16 protein-coding genes are annotated in these 19,804 nt (G+C 69.4%); 6 read left to right on the forward strand and 10 right to left on the reverse strand.

Features of this window, described 5'->3' with window-relative positions; genetic code table 11:
• Positions 1–4 precede the first annotated feature (4 nt).
• From BM417_RS38650 to BM417_RS38660, 3 genes are read right to left on the reverse strand one after another with little or no spacing between them, the layout of a single operon-like run.
• Positions 5–1,786: an AMP-dependent synthetase/ligase gene (locus BM417_RS38650; protein ID WP_093604783.1), complete on the reverse strand. Its 1,782-nt coding sequence runs from the start codon at positions 1,784–1,786 to the stop codon at positions 5–7.
• Between the two features lie 28 nt (positions 1,787–1,814).
• Positions 1,815–3,953 (reverse strand): molybdopterin oxidoreductase family protein, encoded by a 2,139-nt coding sequence (locus tag BM417_RS38655; protein WP_093604785.1) that lies wholly within the window; start codon positions 3,951–3,953, stop codon positions 1,815–1,817.
• A 33-nt stretch (positions 3,954–3,986) separates the two neighbouring features.
• Complete coding sequence (locus tag BM417_RS38660; protein WP_177320843.1) at positions 3,987–4,634, reverse strand: zinc-binding dehydrogenase; 648 nt, start codon at positions 4,632–4,634, stop codon at positions 3,987–3,989.
• Between the two features lie 138 nt (positions 4,635–4,772).
• Between BM417_RS38660 and BM417_RS38665 the strand changes: the two genes are divergently transcribed.
• On the forward strand, positions 4,773–5,720 hold the full coding sequence (locus BM417_RS38665; RefSeq protein ID WP_218164700.1) for an MASE1 domain-containing protein: 948 nt from the start codon (positions 4,773–4,775) through the stop codon (positions 5,718–5,720).
• Here BM417_RS38665 and BM417_RS38670 read toward each other — a convergent pair.
• Positions 5,717–6,937, reverse strand: coding sequence for a serine hydrolase domain-containing protein (locus BM417_RS38670; RefSeq protein WP_093604791.1), 1,221 nt, complete (start codon positions 6,935–6,937; stop codon positions 5,717–5,719). The two genes, BM417_RS38665 and BM417_RS38670, sit on opposite strands and share 4 nt — an antisense overlap.
• A 160-nt stretch (positions 6,938–7,097) precedes the next feature.
• Here BM417_RS38670 and BM417_RS38675 point away from each other — a divergent pair, with 160 nt between their 5' ends.
• On the forward strand, positions 7,098–9,899 hold the full coding sequence (locus BM417_RS38675; protein ID WP_093604793.1) for a helix-turn-helix transcriptional regulator: 2,802 nt from the start codon (positions 7,098–7,100) through the stop codon (positions 9,897–9,899).
• A gap of 74 nt (positions 9,900–9,973) precedes the next feature.
• Here BM417_RS38675 and BM417_RS38680 read toward each other — a convergent pair whose 3' ends face one another.
• The 3 genes from BM417_RS38680 to BM417_RS38690 form a co-directional block, all read right to left on the reverse strand.
• Complete coding sequence (locus BM417_RS38680; protein WP_143138991.1) at positions 9,974–11,545, reverse strand: alpha/beta fold hydrolase; 1,572 nt, start codon at positions 11,543–11,545, stop codon at positions 9,974–9,976.
• Between the two features lie 85 nt (positions 11,546–11,630).
• Positions 11,631–12,044, reverse strand: a complete 414-nt coding sequence (locus BM417_RS38685) for a DUF3237 domain-containing protein (RefSeq protein ID WP_093604797.1) — start codon at positions 12,042–12,044, stop codon at positions 11,631–11,633.
• A 50-nt stretch (positions 12,045–12,094) separates the two neighbouring features.
• Complete coding sequence (locus BM417_RS38690) at positions 12,095–12,748, reverse strand: TetR/AcrR family transcriptional regulator (RefSeq protein WP_177320844.1); 654 nt, start codon at positions 12,746–12,748, stop codon at positions 12,095–12,097.
• Between the two features lie 76 nt (positions 12,749–12,824).
• Between BM417_RS38690 and BM417_RS38695 the strand changes: the two genes are divergently transcribed.
• Positions 12,825–13,811, forward strand: coding sequence for a PHP domain-containing protein (locus BM417_RS38695; protein WP_093604801.1), 987 nt, complete (start codon positions 12,825–12,827; stop codon positions 13,809–13,811).
• On the opposite strand, the gene BM417_RS38700 is transcribed toward BM417_RS38695, so the two are convergent.
• The gene (locus tag BM417_RS38700) at positions 13,774–14,352 is read right to left on the reverse strand and encodes a hypothetical protein (RefSeq protein WP_093604803.1); all 579 of its coding nucleotides are present in this window, start codon (positions 14,350–14,352) and stop codon (positions 13,774–13,776) included. The genes BM417_RS38695 and BM417_RS38700 overlap by 38 nt on opposite strands.
• A gap of 169 nt (positions 14,353–14,521) precedes the next feature.
• Here BM417_RS38700 and BM417_RS38705 point away from each other — a divergent pair, with 169 nt between their 5' ends.
• Genes BM417_RS38705 through BM417_RS38715 form a run of 3 tightly spaced genes read left to right on the forward strand, consistent with a single transcriptional unit; the run spans position 14,522 to position 18,056 of the window.
• Positions 14,522–15,880, forward strand: a complete 1,359-nt coding sequence (locus BM417_RS38705; protein ID WP_093604805.1) for a CBM96 family carbohydrate-binding protein — start codon at positions 14,522–14,524, stop codon at positions 15,878–15,880.
• Between the two features lie 20 nt (positions 15,881–15,900).
• Positions 15,901–17,103: an MFS transporter gene (locus BM417_RS38710; protein WP_093604955.1), complete on the forward strand. Its 1,203-nt coding sequence runs from the start codon at positions 15,901–15,903 to the stop codon at positions 17,101–17,103.
• A complete protein-coding gene (locus BM417_RS38715; protein WP_093604807.1) occupies positions 17,100–18,056 on the forward strand; it encodes a TolB-like translocation protein in 957 nt (318 codons plus the stop codon). Before BM417_RS38710 ends, BM417_RS38715 begins: the two co-directional genes overlap by 4 nt.
• Before the next feature lie 58 nt (positions 18,057–18,114).
• On the opposite strand, the gene BM417_RS38720 is transcribed toward BM417_RS38715, so the two are convergent.
• Together BM417_RS38720 and BM417_RS38725 are read right to left on the reverse strand one after the other, a co-directional pair.
• The gene (locus BM417_RS38720; RefSeq protein ID WP_093604809.1) at positions 18,115–18,321 is read right to left on the reverse strand and encodes a hypothetical protein; all 207 of its coding nucleotides are present in this window, start codon (positions 18,319–18,321) and stop codon (positions 18,115–18,117) included.
• A gap of 183 nt (positions 18,322–18,504) precedes the next feature.
• Positions 18,505–19,791: an ABC transporter substrate-binding protein gene (locus tag BM417_RS38725; protein WP_093604811.1), complete on the reverse strand. Its 1,287-nt coding sequence runs from the start codon at positions 19,789–19,791 to the stop codon at positions 18,505–18,507.
• Between the last annotated feature and the right edge of the window lie 13 nt (positions 19,792–19,804).

The raw sequence follows: 19,804 nt of genomic DNA on the forward strand, positions 1-19,804 counted from the left end.
CGGGTTACTCGTAGAGCCCTTCGTACAACCCAGAGTGAAGTCGATGTACAACGTTGCGTTTGACCTTCAACGTCGGTGTGAGCTCCCCTTCCTCCTGGGACAGGTCCCTGGTGAGCAGCACGAACTTCTTCACCCGGGAAACACTGGCGAAGTGCGAGTTGGCTTCGTCGACAACTTCCTGCACGAGGGTTCGCACGTCCGGGTGACCCACCAATGATTCGACGTCGGACGGCAGTCCACGCGCCGTCGCCCACGGCACGATCTCGTCGGCGTCGAGTGTGATCAGCGCCACACAGTACGGCTTGCGGTCGCCGAACAGCACCGCGTGCGAGATCCAGCGCGACTGGCGCAGCACGTTCTCCACGTTCGCCGGCGCGATGTTCTTGCCGCCCGCGGTGATGATGATGTCCTTCTTGCGGCCGGTGATCGTCACGAAGCCGTCCGCGTCGATCTCGCCCAGGTCACCGGTGTGCAGCCAGCCGTCCCGCAGCGTCTCGGCGGTGGCCTCGTCGTTGCGCCAGTAGCCCGCGAAGACGTGCGGGCCGCGCATCAGCAGCTCGCCGTCGGAGTCCACGGTCATCTCCAGCCCGGCCAGGCCGGACGCGCCGACCGAGCCGAGCTTGAAGCGGCCGAGCGTGTTGATGGTGCCCACCGCCGTGGACTCGGTCATGCCGTAGCCCTCCAGCACCGGCACCCCGGCCGCGTGGAAGAACCGCAGCACCTCACGTGAGATCGGCGCGGCACCGGACAGCGCCTGCACGAGCCGGCCGCCGAACACCGCGCGCACGTTGGCGAACAGCGCGTCGACCTGTTCGAACGCGGCTGCCATTTCCGGCGGCACGGATTCGCCTGCCGAACGCCGGCGCCGTACTTCCAGACCGAGCGTCACGGCCTGCGCGAGCTGCTCCGCGGGCACGTTCGACGTGACGAACGTGTAGATCTTCTCGAAAATGCGCGGGACCGACGGCAGGAAGGTCGGCCGGACCTCGGACAGCTCCGGCACGATCGCCTTCATGTCGCCGCCGAAGTAGGCCAGCGCACCGCCCCGGTACATCGTTCCGAACATGATGATCTGCGCGAAGACGTGCGCGAGCGGCAGGAACAGGTAAACGGTTCCGGTCATCGCGTCGATGCGGGCCTCTTCCGCGACGCGACAAAGTGCGACCCAGTTCGCGTTGGTGAGAATGCAGCCCTTGGGCGGCCCGGTGGTGCCCGAGGTGTAGATGATCAGGCTCGGGTCCTCCGGCCTGATCGCGGCGCGGCGGACGTCCAGCACGTCGGCCAGCGGCGAGGTGCGGCCGGTGTCCTGGAGCTCGGCGATCCGCGGGCGGTCACCGGCGGGGTCGATCGAGAACACCGAGCGCAGTTCGGGCAGTTCGGGGCTGACGACCTCGACCTTGACGCACTGCTCCTCGTTCTCGGCCACCACGATCGACGCGCCGGAGTCGCCGACCACCCAGGCGATCTCCTCGGCCGTGCTCGACGGGTAGATCGGCACGATGATGCCGCCCGCCGCGAGCACGGCCAGTTCGACCGCCGTCCACTCAGGACGGGTGTTCGCGAGCACGCAGACCCGGTCGCCCGCCTTCAGTCCGGCGTGGACGAACCCGGACGCGAGGTCCAGCACCAGTTCGGAGATCTCGGCGTAGGTCTGCTCGCGCCACTGTCCGTCCTGCTTGAACCGCCACGCCACCGCGTCGCCGTACGCCTGCTCCGCGAGGAACGGCAGGTCGGCTATCCGGCGGACGGCTTGCACCGCGTTCGGGATGGTGACACCGGCGGTCATGGCGGCTCCTAGGCGCTGGGGAAGGGCTTCAGGCGGGCACGACCTGCACGCGGGTGCCGTTCAGCACGGCGGTGCCCGAGAGCGGGTCGATGCGGAGGTCGTCGGTGAGGAGGTTGACGTTCACGCCGGCGTGCTCCTGGGCGACGGTGAGCCGCGTGCCGGGCTGGTCGTGGCCCCAGCCGTGCGGCATCGAGACGACGCCCGGCGCGATGTCGGCGGTGACCTCGACCAGCACCTCGATCTTGCCGACGCGCGAGGTCACCTGGGCGGTCGCGCCGTCGGTCAAGCCGATGCGGGTGGCGTCGCCGGGGTTGACCAGCAGCGTGCACAACGGCTTGCCCTTCACCAGCGCGGGCACGTTGTGCATCCAGGAGTTGTTGGTGCGCAGGTGCCTGCGGCCGACGAGCACCAGGTCGGTCTCGCGGGCGCCCAGCGCCTCCCGGACGCGCGGCAGGTCGTCCATGATCGGCCGCGGGGTCAGTTCGACCTTCCCGGACGGCGTGCGGAGGATCTCCGGCAGGCGCGAGGTGAGCGGGCCGAGGTCGATGCCGTGCGGGTGGTCGAGCAACTGCCGCAGCGAGACCCCGTACGCGCCGGTGCGGAGTTTCAGGTCCAGCAGGCGTTCCTCGCGCGTCTCGCCCTCGGGTTCGAAGTCGGCACCGGCCTTCTTCGCGAGGTCGGCCAGCTGGAACGCGGCGATGGCGTCGAGATCCGCCGCCGGGCCCAGTCCGCCCAGGATGGTGGCGAGCCGGAAGAAGATGTCCGTCTCGTCGACCCTGCCCTCCTCCAGCGGAATCGCGGCGCGCGAGTACTTCACGACGTTGCGCACCGAGTTGTTGAGGAACGCGATGTCGTAGTGGTCGCGGCGGGACGGCGGCGGTGTCGGCAGGATGACGTCCGCGTGCCTCGTCGTCTCGTTGAGGTACGGGTCGACGCTGACCATGAAGTCCAATGAGGACAGAGCGTCGTTCACGCGCGCCGAGTTCGGCAACGACAGCGCGGGGTTGCCGCCGATCGTGAACAGCGCCCGCACCTGGCCCTCGCCGGGTGTCTCGATCTCGTCGACCATCGTGACGGCCGGGTACTCCCCCATCACCTCGGGATGTCCCTTGACGCGGCTGTGCCAGCGGCCGATGCCGAAACCCTTGCCGCTGCCCGTTCCGCGCCTGCTGTGCGCGGGCAGCGGCCACATCACACCGCCAGGACGGTCGAGGTTGCCGGTGAGGACGTTGAGCGTGTCGACCGCCCAGGACGCGACCGTGCCGAACTCGACGGTCGTCGTGCCGATCCGGCCGTAGACCGCGGCACGTTCGGCCCCAGCCAGCTGCCTGGCCAGCGCACGGATCGTGCCGGCGTCGATGCCGGTGCGTTCGGCGACGGCGTCCGGGCTGAACGCCTCGACGTGCGCGCGGATCGCCGTGTGGCCGGTGACGTGCCCGGCGAGGTCCTTGAGATCGACCAGGTCCTGCGCGAACAGTTCGTGGATCAGCGCCAGCAGCAGGAACACGTCGGTGCCCGGCCGGATCACGACGTGCTGGTCGGCGGCCTGTGCGGTGCGGCTGCGGCGCGGGTCGACGACGACGAAGGAGCCGCCGCGTTTCCGCAGGTCCTTGAACCGGCCCGGCGCGTCCGGGACCGTCCACAGGCTGCCGTTGGACGAGAACGGGTCCGCGCCCAGCACCAGCATGAAGTCGGTGCGGTCGATGTCGGGCACCGGGATCGAGAAGATGCTGCCGAACATGTGGCCGCACTGGACGTGCTTGGGCATCTGGTCGACGGTGCTGGCGGTGAAGACGTTCCGACTGCCCAGGGCCTTGCGCAGCGGTCCGGCGTAGAGCCCGCCGGCGAGCGAGTGGACGACCGGGTTGCCGAGGTACATCGCGACGGCGTTGCGGTCGGGGAAGTCCTTCAGGCGTTCGTCGACGTAGGCGAAGGCCTCCTCCCAGGTGGCCTCCTGGAACTCGCCGTCGCGCTTGATCAGCGGGGTGCTCAGGCGGTCGGGGTCGGCGTCGAGCGTGCCGAGCGAGGCGCCCTTGGGGCAGATGAAGCCGCGGCTGAACTCGTCCTCGCGGTCGCCGCGGACCTTCGTGATGCGGTCGCCCTCCACCGTCAGCTCCAGCCCGCACGTCGCTTCGCAGAGCGGGCAGGTCGTGAACACGGTCCTCATGGGTCCCCTTAAGCGGCTTGTTACCAACGAGTACTAGCTGTCTGCCATCGGACGCAATCGCCCAGCCGAGGTCAACCCGAACAGCTCACTGACAGCCCTCGCGATCATGTCCGGCCGGTCGAGAGTGTGCTCGAAACGGAACCCGATGACCGCGCGTGAGCCGCCGAGCAGACCCGTCAGTTTGATGGATTCGTCCTGGTCAGCGCCATAGCAGACGATCCTGCCGAACGGCGCCAGCGCGTCCAACGAGGCCTCCAGGGCGCCGCCGGGATCGAGCACGACGTCGACCTGTCTGCCCTCGTTCGCCCCGATCACGCGCTGTGCAAGACCGTCTCGGCCGGAGTCGACGGCGACGTCCGCGCCGAGCTTCACGGCTCGGCGCCGGCGGGCCTGGCTGGTCTCCGTCGCGATGACCCGGCCGGCCGCGAAACTGCGGGCGAGTTGCACCGCGATCGCGCCGATCTCGCTCGCGGCGTCGTGCACCACGATCGACTCGTCCGGCCTGAGGTGCGCGCACGTGCGGAGGAGGTGCCACGCCGTTGTGCCCGCTCTGGCGAGGGTCAGTGCCTGAGCATCCGTGACGCCCGCGGAGACCGGCAGGCGCAGGCGGCCGGCGACGACCACCACGCGACGTCCGCCGTCCTCCACGCGGACCTCGTCGGCCGCCTCGGCTGTGCGCATGCCCTCCATCTCACGGCGTTGTGGTGACGGGCTGTAGTGCGGCTTCCACAACAGCTAAGAATCCACGCCATGGGTCCAGGTGGGTACGCCCTGTCGCGAGGTATGGCGATCGGGTGTGCGCCGGTGCAGCATGTGGCGGTGAACGCCACTCTCCGCACCGCGGTCACGATCGCCCTGGTGGCGATCGCTTACTACGCGACGGCGAAGGTGGGCCTCGTCCTGGCACTGGTCAAGGGACAGGTCACCCCGTTGTGGCTGCCGACCGGGATCTCCGTGGCGGCCCTGCTGATGTCCGGCCGCAAGGTCTGGCCCGGCATCGCGCTCGGCGCGCTGTCCGCCAACCTCGCGCTCGGCGCGGGACCCGGCGCGATCGCGATGATCACCGTGGGTAACACGCTCGCGCCGCTGACCGCGTGGTACCTGCTGACGCGCTACGGGTTCCGGCCCGCGCTCAACCGCCTGAAGGACGCGATGCTGCTCGTGTTCGCGGGTGCGCTGGGAGCGATGCTCGTCAGCGCGCTGGTCGGCGCGGCGGCGTTGAAGATCGACGGCGTCGTCCCGTGGAGCGAAGTGCCCGCCGTGCTGGCGGTGTGGTGGACCGGCGACGCCATGGGCGTGCTGATCTTCACGCCGCTGCTGGTCACCCTGACCGGCCGCGGGAACGTCTCCCGCCGCCGGCTCGCGGAGGCCATCGCGCTGCTCGTGGTCACCGCCGTCCTCGCGGCCTACGTGACGACGTCCGAGCTGCGGCTGCTGTTCCTGGTGTTCCCGATGCTGATCTGGGCGGCGCTGCGGTTCCAGCACGCGATCGCCGCGCCGTGCGCCGCGATCATCTCGGTGGCCGCGGTGATGTCCGCGGCCTCCGGGCAGTTCTCCACCGCCGGACTGCTGACCACGATGATCGTGCTCCAGGCGTTCAACGGGTCGGTGGCGCTGACCGGGCTGATCCTGAGCGCCATCACCAGCGAGCGCAACGAGGCCAGGGAGTCCATCGAGCGTGCCTGCGAGCAGCTGGCCGACACCGTTGCGCGGTACCAGCAGGACGGTGTGCGCAAACGGCTCGGCCGCGTCGTGCCGCCCGGCTAGCGGAACCAGGTCCCGCCACCCGTCTGCCGGTAGCCGAGCGTGCGGTAGACAGCGTCCACAAGGGACTGACCGCGTTCGTTCACGCCCAGTCCCGGCCCCTGCCGGTTCATCGCGTAGCCGAACGAGATCCTGGCTCCGGGGTCGGCGAACCCGAGCGAGCCGCCCATTCCGTTGTGCCCGAAGGCCTCTTCGGAGATCAGCAGGCCCTCGCGGTCGTTCGGCTGCAGGTGGGTGTTGTCGGTGGCCTTCTGGAAACCGAGCGCGAACCGCGTCGGCACCAGGACGACCTCGTCCAGCCCGGCGACGGCCACGTTCGACATCTGCGGGATCTGGTGCTCCTCGACCAGCCGCACGCCGTTGTAGGCGCCGTGGAGAGCGAGCGGCCGGTACAGACCGGCCAGGCCGCGGGCGTTCGAGATGCCGCCGATCGCGCCCATCTCGGCGGTGTGCGCCTGGCGGGAGTCGGACTCGCCGGGGGCCATGTAGCCGCCGTTGTTGAGCAGCATCAGGCCCGGCACCGACTCCGGCTTGGTCAGGGCGGTGATGAACAGCGACGGCAGCAGGATCCCCGGCTGGGTGGGGTCGACCGGGATCGTGTGGGCGACGTGCGGTTCGAGGTCCTCGGGCAGGCCCATCCAGAAGTCCAGGCCGAGCGGGCCGGAGACCTCCTTCTCGAAGAACCCGCCGAGCGACAGGCCCGTGACGCGGCGGACGATCTCGCCGACGAGGAAGCCGAACGTCAGGCCGTGGTAGCCGTGCCGCGTGCCCGGTTCCCACAACGGCTGCTGCGCGGCGAGCGTCGAGGTGATCATGTCCCAGTCGTAGAATGCGCCCGCGGGCAGCGGTGTGGTGACGGCGGGCAGGCCGGCCTGGTGCGACAACACGTGCCGGACGAGCGTCGCGTCCTTGCCGTTCGCGCCGTACTCCGGCCAGTACTTCACGACCGGTGCGTTCAGGTCCAGCTCACCGCGCGAGGCCAGGATGTGCGCGCACAGCGCGGTGGCGGCCTTGGTGCACGACCACACGTGGACGATGGTCTCCTCGGACCAGAGGCGGCCGGTGGCGGGGTCGGCGACACCGCCCCAGAGGTCCACGACGGGCTCGCCGTCGAGTGTCACGTGGACGGAGGCCCCGACCTCGCCGCGTTCGGCGAAGTTGCGTTCGAACTCGGTGCGCACCTCTGCGAACTGCGGGGCGCAGGTTCCCTGGATCGACATTGACCCTCCTAGGCGGGCGGCGGTTGTCTCAAGGGCATCACCGAGAGGAACCACGGGTCAGTAGGGAACCCTCATCGACTAACACGTTCGGCCCTGCGACGCGCACCCGGAGTGACTGATCCGGTACGGAAAGCTGCGCTTGCCTGGCCAGGACACCCACATGGAAGACTCGGAGCAGCCGAAGTCCCGCCGGGAGGCCGTCATCGCCGACACTCCACCGCGCACCACGCCGCTCGTGGGCCGCGAACCGGAACTGCGCGCCGTGCTCGGCCGGGTCGACCAGGCGCCGGCGACCGGGCTCGTCGTGGTCCAGGTCAGCGGTGAGCCGGGGATCGGCAAGACGTCGTTGCTCACGGAGATCGCGCGGCGGCTGCGGGAGCGGCAGTGCGGGGTGCTGACGTCGGCGTCGGACGTGCTGGGCAAGCGCATCCCGTACGGCGCGGTGGCGGCGCTGATCCGGTCGCTGCCGCCGGACAGGATCCGTGCGGATGCCTTGGCGGCGTTGGAGATCTCGGGCAACGAGGACGCCGGGGCGTGGTTCGGGCGCGCGTGCGACCGGGTGGTGCGGCTGCTCACCGAGCTCACCGCGACGCGCCCCGCCGCGTTGCTGATCGACGACCTCGACCACGTCGACGACGACTCCCTCGCTTTGCTGACGCTGGTGTTGCGGCGCGTGTCCTCCGCACCGCTCGTGCTGGTCACCGCGAGCCGGTCCGCCGACGCGGTTCTGCTGGACCGCGTCGAGCCGTACGCCGAGGTCGTGCGCCTCGACCTGGCCCCGCTGTCGGGCGCGGACGTCGCGCGCATCGTCGAGGCCGTCCTCCAGACGTCCGTGGACGAGGGTCTTGCCCGCGAGGTCCAGCAACGATCCGACGGCAATCCGTTCTTCGTCACCGAGATCGCGCGCTCGCTGCGAGAGCTCGACCTGGTGACGGTGGACGGCAACCGCGCCCGGCTCGCGGTGTCACCGGACGCGATCCGGTTGACCCGGCGTGAGGCGTTGCTGCGTCGTGTGGCTCCGTTGGAGAACGACACGCGGCTCGTCGCACGGGCCGTTTCGGTGTTCCGGCGCGTGCGACTCGACCAGATCTCGTTGCTGGCGCGCGTGGCCTCGCTCCCGGAGGAGACGGTCGTCGCCGCGTTCGACGAGTTGCTGCGCGTGCACATCGTGGTGCACGACGACAACGGCTACCGCTTCTCGCACGCTCTCGTCGGTGAGGCGCTCTACCACGAGGTCGGCCCGGCGCAACGCCGTCACCTGCACTCGCTGATCTCGGCGCGGCTGCTGGACGACCGCGAGCAGGGCCTGCCCGTGGACCTCCTCCAACTCGCCTGGCACCTCGCCGAGTCCGCCGCTCCCGGCGACCGGGTGGCCGTCGGGGTGCTCGCCGAGGCCGCCGCTCAGGCCCGTGCCTCCGCGCCCGAGACCGCTGCCGCGCTGTGCTTCAGGGCGCTTCAGCTGTTGCCGCGCAACGCCCCTGAACGCGCCGAGCTGCTGGCGCTGCAATGCCGTGTCCTGGCTCGTGCCTCCCGTCCGGCGCTGGCGATCGACCCCGGTCTCGCCGCCTTGGAGTCCCTCCAACCAGGTCAGGAACGCACGCGCGTCGCCACCGCCGTGATCTCGTCGCTCTTCTCGGTCGGCCGCACGGCGGAAGCCATGGCATTGGCGGACGTCGAGGTCGCACGCGGAGACGCGCCGGCGTCGTTGGAAGCCCAACGCGCCGTGCTCCTCGTCTACAACAACCGCCACGACGACGCCGTCTCCGAGGTCGCCCGAATCGAAGCGCTGCCGATCAGCTCCCCGGCCGAGGGCGTGATCGTCTTCGAGCACCTCGCGATGCTCACCTCCCTGCTGTTCCAGCACGACCGGACCGTCGAGTACGCGAACCGGGCGCTGGCGTACAGCGACGGACAGCCGATGCTCGAACTACAGGCACTCTCCGTCTGCGCCTCCATCACCGCGCTGGCGGGTCTGGTGCACGACGCGTCCTGGCGCGTCCGCCGGGCGGAGGACCTCCTCGACCAGGTCGGCTCCCACGGCTTCCGCGCCGAACGGGCCGCCTCGCGGGTGGCGCTGGACTGGCTCGGCGGCCGCTGGGACGCGGCGCTCGACGGCATCGGCCGCTGGCTGCCCGACGTCGAGGCCGCGCAGGCTGACCAGGCACTCGGCGTGCTGCAGGCGATCGAGCTGTCGATCAGGACGTGGCGCGGCGAACTCGACGTCGCCGCACGGCTCGCCGCGTTGCCCGCGCCGCAGTCGGTGAACATCTCGCGCCTGCACGCGGTGTCGCTGGCCGAGTACCTGATCGCGCGGGGCGAGGCCGACCAGGCGTACGCGTTGCTGGACGACAACGTCGGCTCCGGCCTGGACGCCGCCTACTCGTGCGTGCTGGTGGCGCGGATGATCGAGCTCGACCTGGAACGCGGGCACCCGGAGGCGGCGGAGAAGGCCCTCGCCCGGCTCTCTGACGTGTCCGCCACGCGGGTGTCGCCGTGGTCGCGCACCACCGTCCGCCGCGTCACCGGGATCGTCCGCCGGGACGTGGAGTCGTTGCGGGAGGCGGTGTCCGAGGCCGCGCTGGGCGGGCTGGAGTTCGAGAAGGCACGCGCGCAGCTCGCGTTGGGCGAGATCTCCGACGACGAGGTGCCGGTGCTGGTCGAGGCCTACACGGCGTTCCAACGCCTTGGCGCACACGGGTTGCGGCGCCAGGCGGGCACCAGGCTGCGGGCACTCGGCGCCAAGGTGCCGCGCGCGCGGTCAAAGGCACCGGGACTGCTCACCGAGGCCGAGGAGAACGTGGCACGGCTGGTGCAGCAGGGAATGCGGAACCGGGACATCGCGGCGGCGCTGCACTACAGCCCGCGCACGATCGAGGTGTACCTGTCGCGGATCTACGCGAAGCTGCACGTCTCGTCACGGCTGGAGCTCGCGCGCGTGCTGGACGCGATGCAGCAACGCTGACGCAGGGGTCCCCCTTTGCTGGGAACCCCTGCGTCATAACTTACTCACGAGGTCTGACAAGATCGTTCAGGCGATCAGAACGGCTTGGTCTCCGCCGCGATCTCGCCCAGGACGTCGCTCAGCGGACGGGCCGACTGCGCGCCCAGCGAAGCCGCCGCACCCGGAGGCACGGTCTCCGCGATGTCCGTGCCGGCACAGGTGACCCGCGAGGCCGGCAGGATGCCGGACACCAGGTACTTGTTGACCAGGTTGTCGACGCAGGCGTTGCGGCGCAACGCGTAGTGGCCGTGCTGGCCGTCGTTCGACACGCTGATCAGCGGCTGGCTGAGGTGCTCCGCCATGACGCGGCCGTTGGCCAGCGGGGTCTGGGTGTCGCCGTCGGAGTTGACGACGAGGCCGGCCGGGTACTTGCGGGTGATGGCCGGGATCTTCTCCGGGCGCTGGAAGGCGCGGAACGTGCAGTTGGTCGGCGCCATGTAGTCGACAGTGCCGCCGTACGGGTTGGTGTCGCGCCAGCGCTTCATGTCGTTGTAGTAGGTGTTGACGTCGGTGAACCAGTCCCACTCGCACACCACGGCCTGGAAGGTGCCGGCCGAGGTCGGTTCGATGTCGCCCTTCTTCAGCGCCGCCACGATCGCGGAGGCCTCCGCGGGGTCGGCGACGCCTGCCTTGATCGAGGCGATGTGGCGGGAGAACGCCGCCCAGGAACGGCGGTAGCGGGTGGCGCCGACGGCGTAGTCGAAGGAGGTCACGTCCGCGTAGCCGCCGAACGGGGCCGTCTTCAGCTTCGCCGCGATCGCGTCCAGCTCGGCGCGCACCGCGGCAGGCGTGGTGCCGAGGCCGTAGGTGCCGTTGCGGGCGGCGGTCCACTCCGTCCACTTGCGAAGGTTGTCGGTGATCGCGTCCACCACGTCGACGTCCTGCTCGTGCCACGTCTTCAACGGGTCCAGCGCGGAGTCGAGCACGCTGCGGTCAAGGCGCGCAGGGAACATCGAGCCGTAGACGGCGCCGAGCTGCGTGCCGTAGGAGTAGCCGACGTAGGAGATCTTCTTCTCCCCCATGGCTCCGCGGATGACGTCCATGTCGCGGGCGGTGTTCATGGTCGAGATGAACCGGCGCATCTCACCGCCGCCGCGCTGGCAGTTCTCCTCGACGGCACGGGCGTAGTCCGACCAGTTCGCGAGCTGCGAGTCCGTTGGGCGCGAAGGGAACTCGTCGTCGGACGGCGTCGAGATGCACCGGATCTGCGTCGACCGGCCGACACCGCGCGGGTCCATGCCGATGACGTCGTAGATCTTCAACATCTCGGTCTGGGCGTTGAACCAGTGCACGGCGCCGAGGCCCGAACCGCCGGGGCCACCGGGGTTCGTCATCAGCACGCCTCTGCGGCGCGCGGGATCTGTGGCCTTCTTGCGCGAGATGGCGATTTCCAGGTTGCCGTTGCCCGGGTTCTTGTAGTCCATCGGCACGACGACACTGGCGCACTCGACCCCCGTCGAGGGCGTGACCCACCCGGCCGGACACTCGGCCCAGGCGATCGTCTGGCTGTAGTACTCGTCCAACGGTCCCGGCGCCGCCTGGGCCGTTCCCACCAGAGACATGAACAGCGGAGCGACCAAAGCCGCCGCACCCCAACGCTTCCTCACCGCGTACCCCTCACGATCGTCGGCCAGCGACGGAACGCTTCCGCAGTCGCCGACCCGATCGACACCCCCGAAGGTCGGGTGAAATTCACCGCACCTCGCACACCTCGTAGGTCAGCACGAGACCGTCCATAACGCCCTTCGCGACGGCCTGCACGCGGTTCAACCAGCGGTAGCGCTCGTCGCCGGTCTCGAACAACGGGGCCGCGTACAGCGGCGCACCGAAGCCATTCGAGACGTCAACCCGCCCTGAGTAGTGCAAATACACCAACGCGTCGTCGTGAGTGCGCAGCACGGAACGCACGTCGAGGGTCGCGGTGCCGTCCGGGCCGATGGTCAGCCAGTCCGCGCTCGACGAGCCGTGCATGACCCCGGAAAACCGGTCGCCGGAGAACGTTCCCGACTCGACCTCGTAGATGAGACGATCGCCGACGGGCGTTTTCGGTAACCTCAAAGGCTTTCGCAGCTGCGCGGTCATGACGCCCAAGGGCACGAGTTCCATGGCCGCGAAATTATTCGACACGGTGTCGAGAAACAACGGACGCGGCTTATCTACCGGGAAACCCCGTACACCGAACGCAGCCACACCGCGGTCAGCGTCTCGACCGCCTCACGGTCGCGTGCCGCCGACCTCCGCGAGAGCGACAGGCTGTAGCACATGGACTCGTTCATCGTGACCAGCACGGTGGCGAGGGCATGTGCGGTCGGCGGTCCCGGCACCGCGATCCCGGCCTCCCGCTCGATCTCGATCTGCTGCGCCGTCGAGTCCACGAACCGCCGCGCCACCCCGGACCAGAACCCGCGCACCAGCTCGCTCGTGTCGCGCGCCCGCACCGCCGCGCGCAGCACCGGGCCGTGCGCCCGCCACAACGCGACGGTGCCCGCGATCGCGCGCCGGATCGAGTCCTCCGGTGGTTCGCTGCCCCGCCGCAGCCACAGCGCGGCCGAGTCGTAGAGGCCTTCCGCGGCCCGTTCCGACAGCGCGTACAGCACGGCTTCGCGCGACTCGTAGTGGAAGTAGAAGGTGGAACGGGAGATTCCCGCGCCGGAGGTCAGTTCGTCGACGGCGATGTCGTCGAGCGACCGCGTCTGGAGCAGGTGCTCCGCGGTGTCGAGAATGGCCTGCGAGGTCAGGTCGCCCTTGCTCCGCTTTCGCCGTGAACCGGCTCCGGTCGCCGGTGGCGCACCGGCCGGACGTGGGGACATGGCGGACATCATCGTTGATCGGCAGGGCTCCAACAACAAAAACCGCGTGATGGTTCCAGATGAGGTAGGAAGAGGCATGGATCCGGTCAAGGCGTTGAAGCAGGTGGCCTTCCACCTGGAACGAGCCGGCGAGCCGACCTACCGCGTCCAGGCGTTCCGCAACGCGGCCGCCGTCCTCGCCGAGCTGGACCCCGCCGACGTCGAGAAACGAGCGAAGGCCGGCACGCTCACCGATCTCAAGGGCGTCGGCAAGTCGACCGCCGGTGTCGTCGCGGACGCGCTGGCGAACCGCGAGCCGGCCTACCTGGCGAAGCTGCGGCACGTCGACATCACCGGCGGCGAGGAGCTGCGGGCGAAGCTGAAGGGCGACTGCCACGTCCACTCCGACTGGTCCGACGGCGGCAGCCCGATCAGGGACATGGCCGAGGCGGCCCGCGATCTCGGCCACGAGTTCATGGTGCTGACGGACCACTCGCCGCGGCTGACCGTCGCGAATGGACTGAGCAGGGACAGGCTCGAGAAGCAGCTCGAGGTCGTCGCCGAGCTGAACGCCGGCCTGGCACCGTTCGTGATCCTCACCGGCATCGAGGTCGACATCCTCGACGACGGCTCGCTCGACCAGGACGAGGACCTGCTGGCACGGCTCGACGTCGTGGTCGCGAGCGTCCACTCGAAACTGAAGATGCCGCGAGCCGAGATGACGCGCAGGATGGTCAACGCGGTCAAGAACCCGCACGTCGACATCCTCGGCCACTGCACGGGCCGGCTGGTCGTCGGCAAGGGCCGTCCGGAGTCCCAGTTCGACGCGGAGAAGGTCTTCGAGGCCTGCGCGGAGCACGGCACGGCGGTCGAGATCAACGCACGGCCGGAGCGGCTCGATCCCCCGCGCAGACTCCTCAGCCTGGCTGTCGACGCCGGGTGCACGTTCTCCATCGACAGCGACGCGCACGCGCCCGGCCAGCTGGACTGGCTGAACTACGGCTGCGCGCGGGCGGAGGAGGTCGGTGTCGACCCGGAGAGCGTGATCAACACTCGGCCCGCATCCCGTCTGCTGTCCGGGTGAGGTGCTCGTACCAGGACACGAGCGGCCCGGTGTCGGCCAGCGCGCGGGTCAGCGCCACCCGGCACAGGTCCCGGACGGGTTCGGGGTCCCACGCGGCCACCAGGTCGTCGAGCGACCCCAGCGAACCGAGCGCGTACCGCTCCAGGCCCGCGCAGATCGGCACGACCGTCCCGTCGGCCGTGACCACGAGCGGATCGACCCGCACGAACGCCGTGGGGTCTGCTCGCAGCAGCGAGGCGGACGTGACGTCGAACTGGACCTCGACGGCGTCGTCCTCGGCGACCCGGTTCAGCTCCACGGCCGCGTAGACCAGGTCGACCCGGTCAACGCCGTACGGGCGCACGCGCACCTTGCGGGCGCCCTCCCCCACGGCTTCGGCGGCGAGACTCCGCAGCATCGACACGTTGTCCGGTACTAGATCGATCAACACCGTCACCCGGTGACCGTCGGCAGCAATCGACCCCACCTCGTCCAGCGCGACCACGAGCTCGGCTCCCGGCACGGCGGCGAGCCAGCGAGGGTCGTGGACCTCGACTCCCATACCTGTACTGAGCACCTGTCCGGCGCGGAAATACCTCCGCGCCACAGCCACCCCTGAGGGGGATTTTCCGGCCGTTCACCAAGTGGCCGCCAAACGATCACCGCGTATGGCTCATTTGAGCCCTACCCTTCGCGACGGCCCATGTCCGCCCACCACCACAAGGACAGGCATGTCACGTCGCAGGGCTCCCCTAGCCGTGCTCTCCAGCGTCATCGTCACGGCGGCCACACTCACCGCCTCCACCGCAGCTCACGCTGCCACGACCACGTTCACCCCCACCGCCGACACCTACGTCGACAACGGGTCGACCGGCACGAACTACGGCACGTCCGGCCAGCTCGGCCTCGACAACTCGCCGGTCAAGCGGACGTTCCTCAAGTTCACGGTCTCCGGGATCAGCGGCAGCGTCAGCAACGCCAAGCTGCGCATCCACACCGACGACGTCTCCGGCGCGGAAAGCCCGAACGGCGGCACGTTCCGGGCGATGTCCAACGTCAGCTGGACCGAGACCGCGGTCACCTGGAACAACCAGCCCGCGGTCGACGGCGCCACGCTCGGCTCGCTCGGCGCGGTCGTGCGCAACGCCTGGTACGAGGTCGACGTCAGCAGCTACGTCACGGGCAACGGCACCTACAGCATCGGCATCACGTCCAGCAGCACGGACGGCGCCGACTACGACTCGCGCGAGAGCGGGTCGACCGCGCCGCAGCTCGTCGTCACCGACGGCACGACGCCGCCTCCCGGCGACCCGGTCTGGGTCGGCGCGGGCGACATCGCCGACTCCGGTTCCGGTGACACGGCCACCGCCGCGCTGCTGGACAACATCCAGGGCACCGTCTGGACCACGGGCGACAACGTCTATCCGGACGGCACCGCCAGCCAGTTCAACACCTACTACGAGCCCACGTGGGGCCGGCACAAGGCCCGCACCAGGCCTTCGCCCGGCAACCACGACTACAACACCAGTGGCGCCACGGGTTACTACAACTACTTCGGCGCGCAGGCCGGGCCGTCCGGCCGGGGCTACTACTCCTACGACCTCGGCAACTGGCACATCGTGTCGCTGAACTCCAACATCAGCATGTCGGCGGGCAGCGCGCAGGAGCAGTGGCTGCGGCAGGACCTGGCGGCGAGCACGAAGCCGTGCACCGCGGCGTACTGGCACCACCCGCTGTTCACCAGCGGTGCCAACCACGCGCCCTCGACGGCCACCCGGCCGTTGTTCCAGGCGCTGTACGACGCCAACGCCGACCTGGTGCTCTTCGGCCACAACCACCAGTACGAGCGGTTCGCCCCGCAGAACCCCACCGGCGGGCTGGACAACGCGCGTGGCATCAGGTCGTTCGTCGCGGGCATGGGCGGTGCGGGCGCGTACGGCTTCGGCACGATCAAGCCCAACAGCGAGGCCCGCAACACCGGCACCCGCGGTGTGCTGAAGCTGACGCTGCACAGCAACAGCTTCGACTGGCAGTTCGTCCCCGAGGCGGGCAAGACCTACACCGACAGCGGCACGACCAACTGTCACTGACGGACCGCTGGAGGCCGATGATGTACCTGTCCACGATCGACAAACCGAAGTCAGCGAACTGGAAAGGGCTGAGCGGCAACGTCTTCGCGCTCGGCACGGTCAGCCTGATCACCGACGTGTCGTCGGAGATGGTGGCCGCGATCCTGCCGCTGTACCTGGTCATCGGCCTCCAGCTCAGTCCGGCCGCGTACGGGCTGATCGACGGCGTCTACACCGGCGCCACCACCCTGCTCAGACTCGCCGGCGGCTATCTCGCCGACCGGACGAACAAGCGCAAGGCCGTCGCGGGCTTCGGTTACGGGCTCTCCGCCGCGGCCAAGCTCGGGCTCCTGGCCGCCGGCAACTCCCTGACCGCACTGGGTTTCGTGATCACCGCAGACCGCGCGGGCAAAGGTCTGCGGACCGCGCCACGCGACGCGCTGATCACTCTCTCGACCCCCAGCGGTGACCTGGGCCGGGCGTTCGGCGTGCATCGGGCGATGGACGGCATCGGCGCGTTCGCCGGGCCGCTGGTCGCGATGGCCGTGCTCGCGGCCTCCGCCCAGTCGTTCGACGCCGTTTTCGTCACCAGCTTCTGCATCGCCGCGTTCGGCGTGCTGGTCCTCGTGCTCTACGTCCGGGACCGGCCGGAACCCGTGCGGCGCAAGGAACCTCTCAAGCTCACCCTGCTCAAGGACCCCGCCGTCCGGAAGATCGTGCTGGCCGCGTCACTGCTCGGCCTGGTCACCATCGGCGACGGGTTCGTGTACCTGTTGCTGCAGAAGCGCGAAGGGCTGGCGTTCGGCTGGTTCCCGCTGCTGGCCGTGGGCACGAGCCTGGTGTACCTGCTGCTCGCCGCACCGCTGGGCGCGCTCGCCGACCGCGTCGGCAGGCTCAAGGTCATGCTGGCCGGATACGGCGCGCTGACCGCCGTCTACCTGTTGCTGCACGGACCGCTGGGCGGCTGGCCGCTCCTTGTGCTGGTCGTGGTGCTGTACGGCGTCTTCTACGCGTGCACGGACGGCGTGCTGATGGCGCTCGCGGGCCCGGTCCTGCCGGAACGCCTGCGCACCACCGGCATCGCGCTGATCCAAAGTGGACAGGCGCTCGCCTACCTCGGCTCGTCCGTGCTGTTCGGCCTCGCCTGGCAGTTCTGGAGCCCCGAGGCCGCCACCAGGATCGCCGCCGTCGCGGTGGTCTGCGCCCTGATCGCCACCGCCGCACTGCTGGGACGCCGCAAATGAACAAGCGCCTGCTGATCACGCTGACCGCCGCCGTCCTGCTCGGCGGCGTCGCCGTCGGCTACACCGCGCTGTCCGGTGCCACACCCGAGAACGCCGCGCAGTCCGTCCCGACCGGCGCGGGCCCGCGGCTGATGGTCCTGAGCAACGGCAAGCTGTCCACGGTGTCCCGCACCGATCCGGCAGGCTCGCGGGAGGTCACCGAGCAGCGCTGCGACCGCGTGTACTCGGCCGCGGGCACGATCTCCTGCCTGCGGCCGGCCGGAGCGTTGAAGGCCAGCGAACTCGCTGTGCTCGACAGCGACCTCGAGGAACTCAGAACCGTTCCGCTGACCGGTTTCCCGAACCGCACGCGCGTGTCGGCCAGTGGCCGGATGGTGGCGTGGACGTTGTTCGTGGACGGGCATTCCTACGCCGCCAACGGTTTCTCCACCAGCACGGGCATCCTCGACACGAAGACCGGCGCGCTGGTCACGTCGCTGGAGGAGTTCGCCGTCGAAGGCATGCCCCAGCGACCGGTCGACACGAACTACTGGGGCGTCACGTTCACCGCCGACGACAACCGCTTCTACGCCACCATGTCCACCGGCGGCCACCGCTACCTGCTCGAAGGCGATTTCGCGGCGCGCAAGGTCCGCCCGCTGACCGACGCGGACAACGTCGAGTGCCCGTCGCTGTCCCCGGACGGCACCCGCATCGCCTACAAGAAGGCGGTGGACGGCGACCCGCAGAAGGGCTGGCGGGTGTCCGTGCTCGACCTCGCGACGCGCAGGATCACCGAACTCGCCGAGACCCGCAGCATCGACGACCAGCCGGCCTGGGTCGACGACAGGACGGTCGCGTACGGCATCCAGCGCGACGACGGCCTGAACGACGTGTGGGCCGTGCCCGCCGACGGCACCGGAGCGCCCGCTGTCCTGGTTCCGGAAGCAAGCTCACCGGCGCCCATCAGCTAGATCGACAGGATTGGGCGAACCGTACCGAGTGGCGCGCACGCAAGCCGGGCCAGACGGGCTAGACGGGCAGGGGACGCATCCGGTCCGGCATGTGCGCGCGCAGCGTGTCGTGCAACGCGCACACTTCGTCGGCGTCCAGCAGCACGGACCCCGTCTCGCACGCCAGCACCGCCTCGCCGGTGCGCTGGTCGGGCACGTACCGCAGTTCCACGTCCGGCACGGTGCACGACTCCGCCTGACGAATCGCGGCCAGCAACTCCGACACCCGTTCGTACCCCAGCCGCGCGCTCCAACGCGACGCGGCCAGGGGACGAACGAATAACCGGAGTCCTCCAGCGGATCGGCGAACCTCGACGCACGACAACACCGCTCACTACCTCCTACACAAGCTCACCAGGGAGCCTAGTCAGCGATGTCCGTTTTCAGCGTCGGGTGTCACCCGTTCGGTTCATTGGTAGCAGGGCTTCTCGAACTTGAAATCTTTTGCCGTGGAACCGGTGAAGAAGTCCTCTACCAGCGTCACTCCGGTCGGAGCGGCGTCGTCGGGCTTGTAGAGGGTCGACTGACGGAACAGTGCGTCCTGGGGCGAAGCGGAGAAATTACCCGCACCCGAAGGAAGCATGCCCTCGTAGTCCACAGAGGTGAGCTGGCGCACAGCGGCGAGCACACCGGCACGCGTCAGATCCTTGTTCGAGGCAGCCTTCTCCAGCGCGGCCTTGAGCGGGTACGCCCACACCCAACCGGCGGTGTAGCCGTCGTTCGGCGTCACGCCGGGCAGCGCGGCCCGCATCGCGGTGTGTCCCACGGACTCGGTGTTCCACGCCTTCCACGGCGCCGACTGCATGTACAGCGCCTTGATCGCGGGAGCGGCCGGCGACTTGAGCAGGCCGGGATTCCACGTCGGCGAGGTGCCGATGAACTTGCCCTTGAAGCCACGGGCGGCGGCCTGGCCGATGATCACGGCCGCGTCGGTCGGTCCGGTCGTCAGGATCACCAGGTCCGGCTTCTTCGACACGACGGCGTCGATCGCCCCGCCCTGGTTGTCCTGACCGCTCTGGGTGGTCACGTTCTCGAACGTCAGCCCGCGCTTCTCGGCCGCGATCTTCGCTCCGGCCGCCGCGTCGTCGCCGTAGTCACCGGCGAGGTGCACGGCCATCACGGACTTCACGCCCATCTTCTCGGCGGCGTAGTCGACGGTGTTCATCGACTCGACGCAGTAGTTCGCGCCGGACTCCAGCACGACCTCCTCGTGGCCCCACAACGAGGTCCACGACGCCGGCACCGAGACCATGGGGGTCTTCTCGAGGTCCGGCAGGATCGCGACGGTCGTGGGAGAGCCCAGCGTCTGGGTCAGCGCCAGGATGTTGCCCTTGATCTCCTGGTAGACCTGGTTGTGGATCTGCGGGTTGTACTTGTTGTCCTTGACGTACTTGGTGACGTCGATCTCGTAGCCGCCGATGCCGCCCTTGTCGTTCACGCGCTTCCAGAACGCCTTCTGCGAGTCCGTGATCGGCACGGCCAGCGTCTTGAACGGGCCTTCGGTGAGGTCCGAGATGGTGCCGAGGTAGATGCAGCCCTTGGACTTGTCTACGGCGTTGGGGCAGGCCTCCTTCGTCACTCCGGCGTCGACCTTGATGCCGCCCGCGCCCTCCTGCGGCGCCGCGCCATCCCCTCCTCGACACGAGGCGAGCAGCAACGCCCCAACCAGTATTGCTCCGAGTCTCTTACCAGACATGGGGATTCTCTCC

The sequence above is a fragment of the Lentzea waywayandensis genome (assembly GCF_900115955.1).
Classification (GTDB): domain Bacteria; phylum Actinomycetota; class Actinomycetes; order Mycobacteriales; family Pseudonocardiaceae; genus Lentzea; species Lentzea waywayandensis.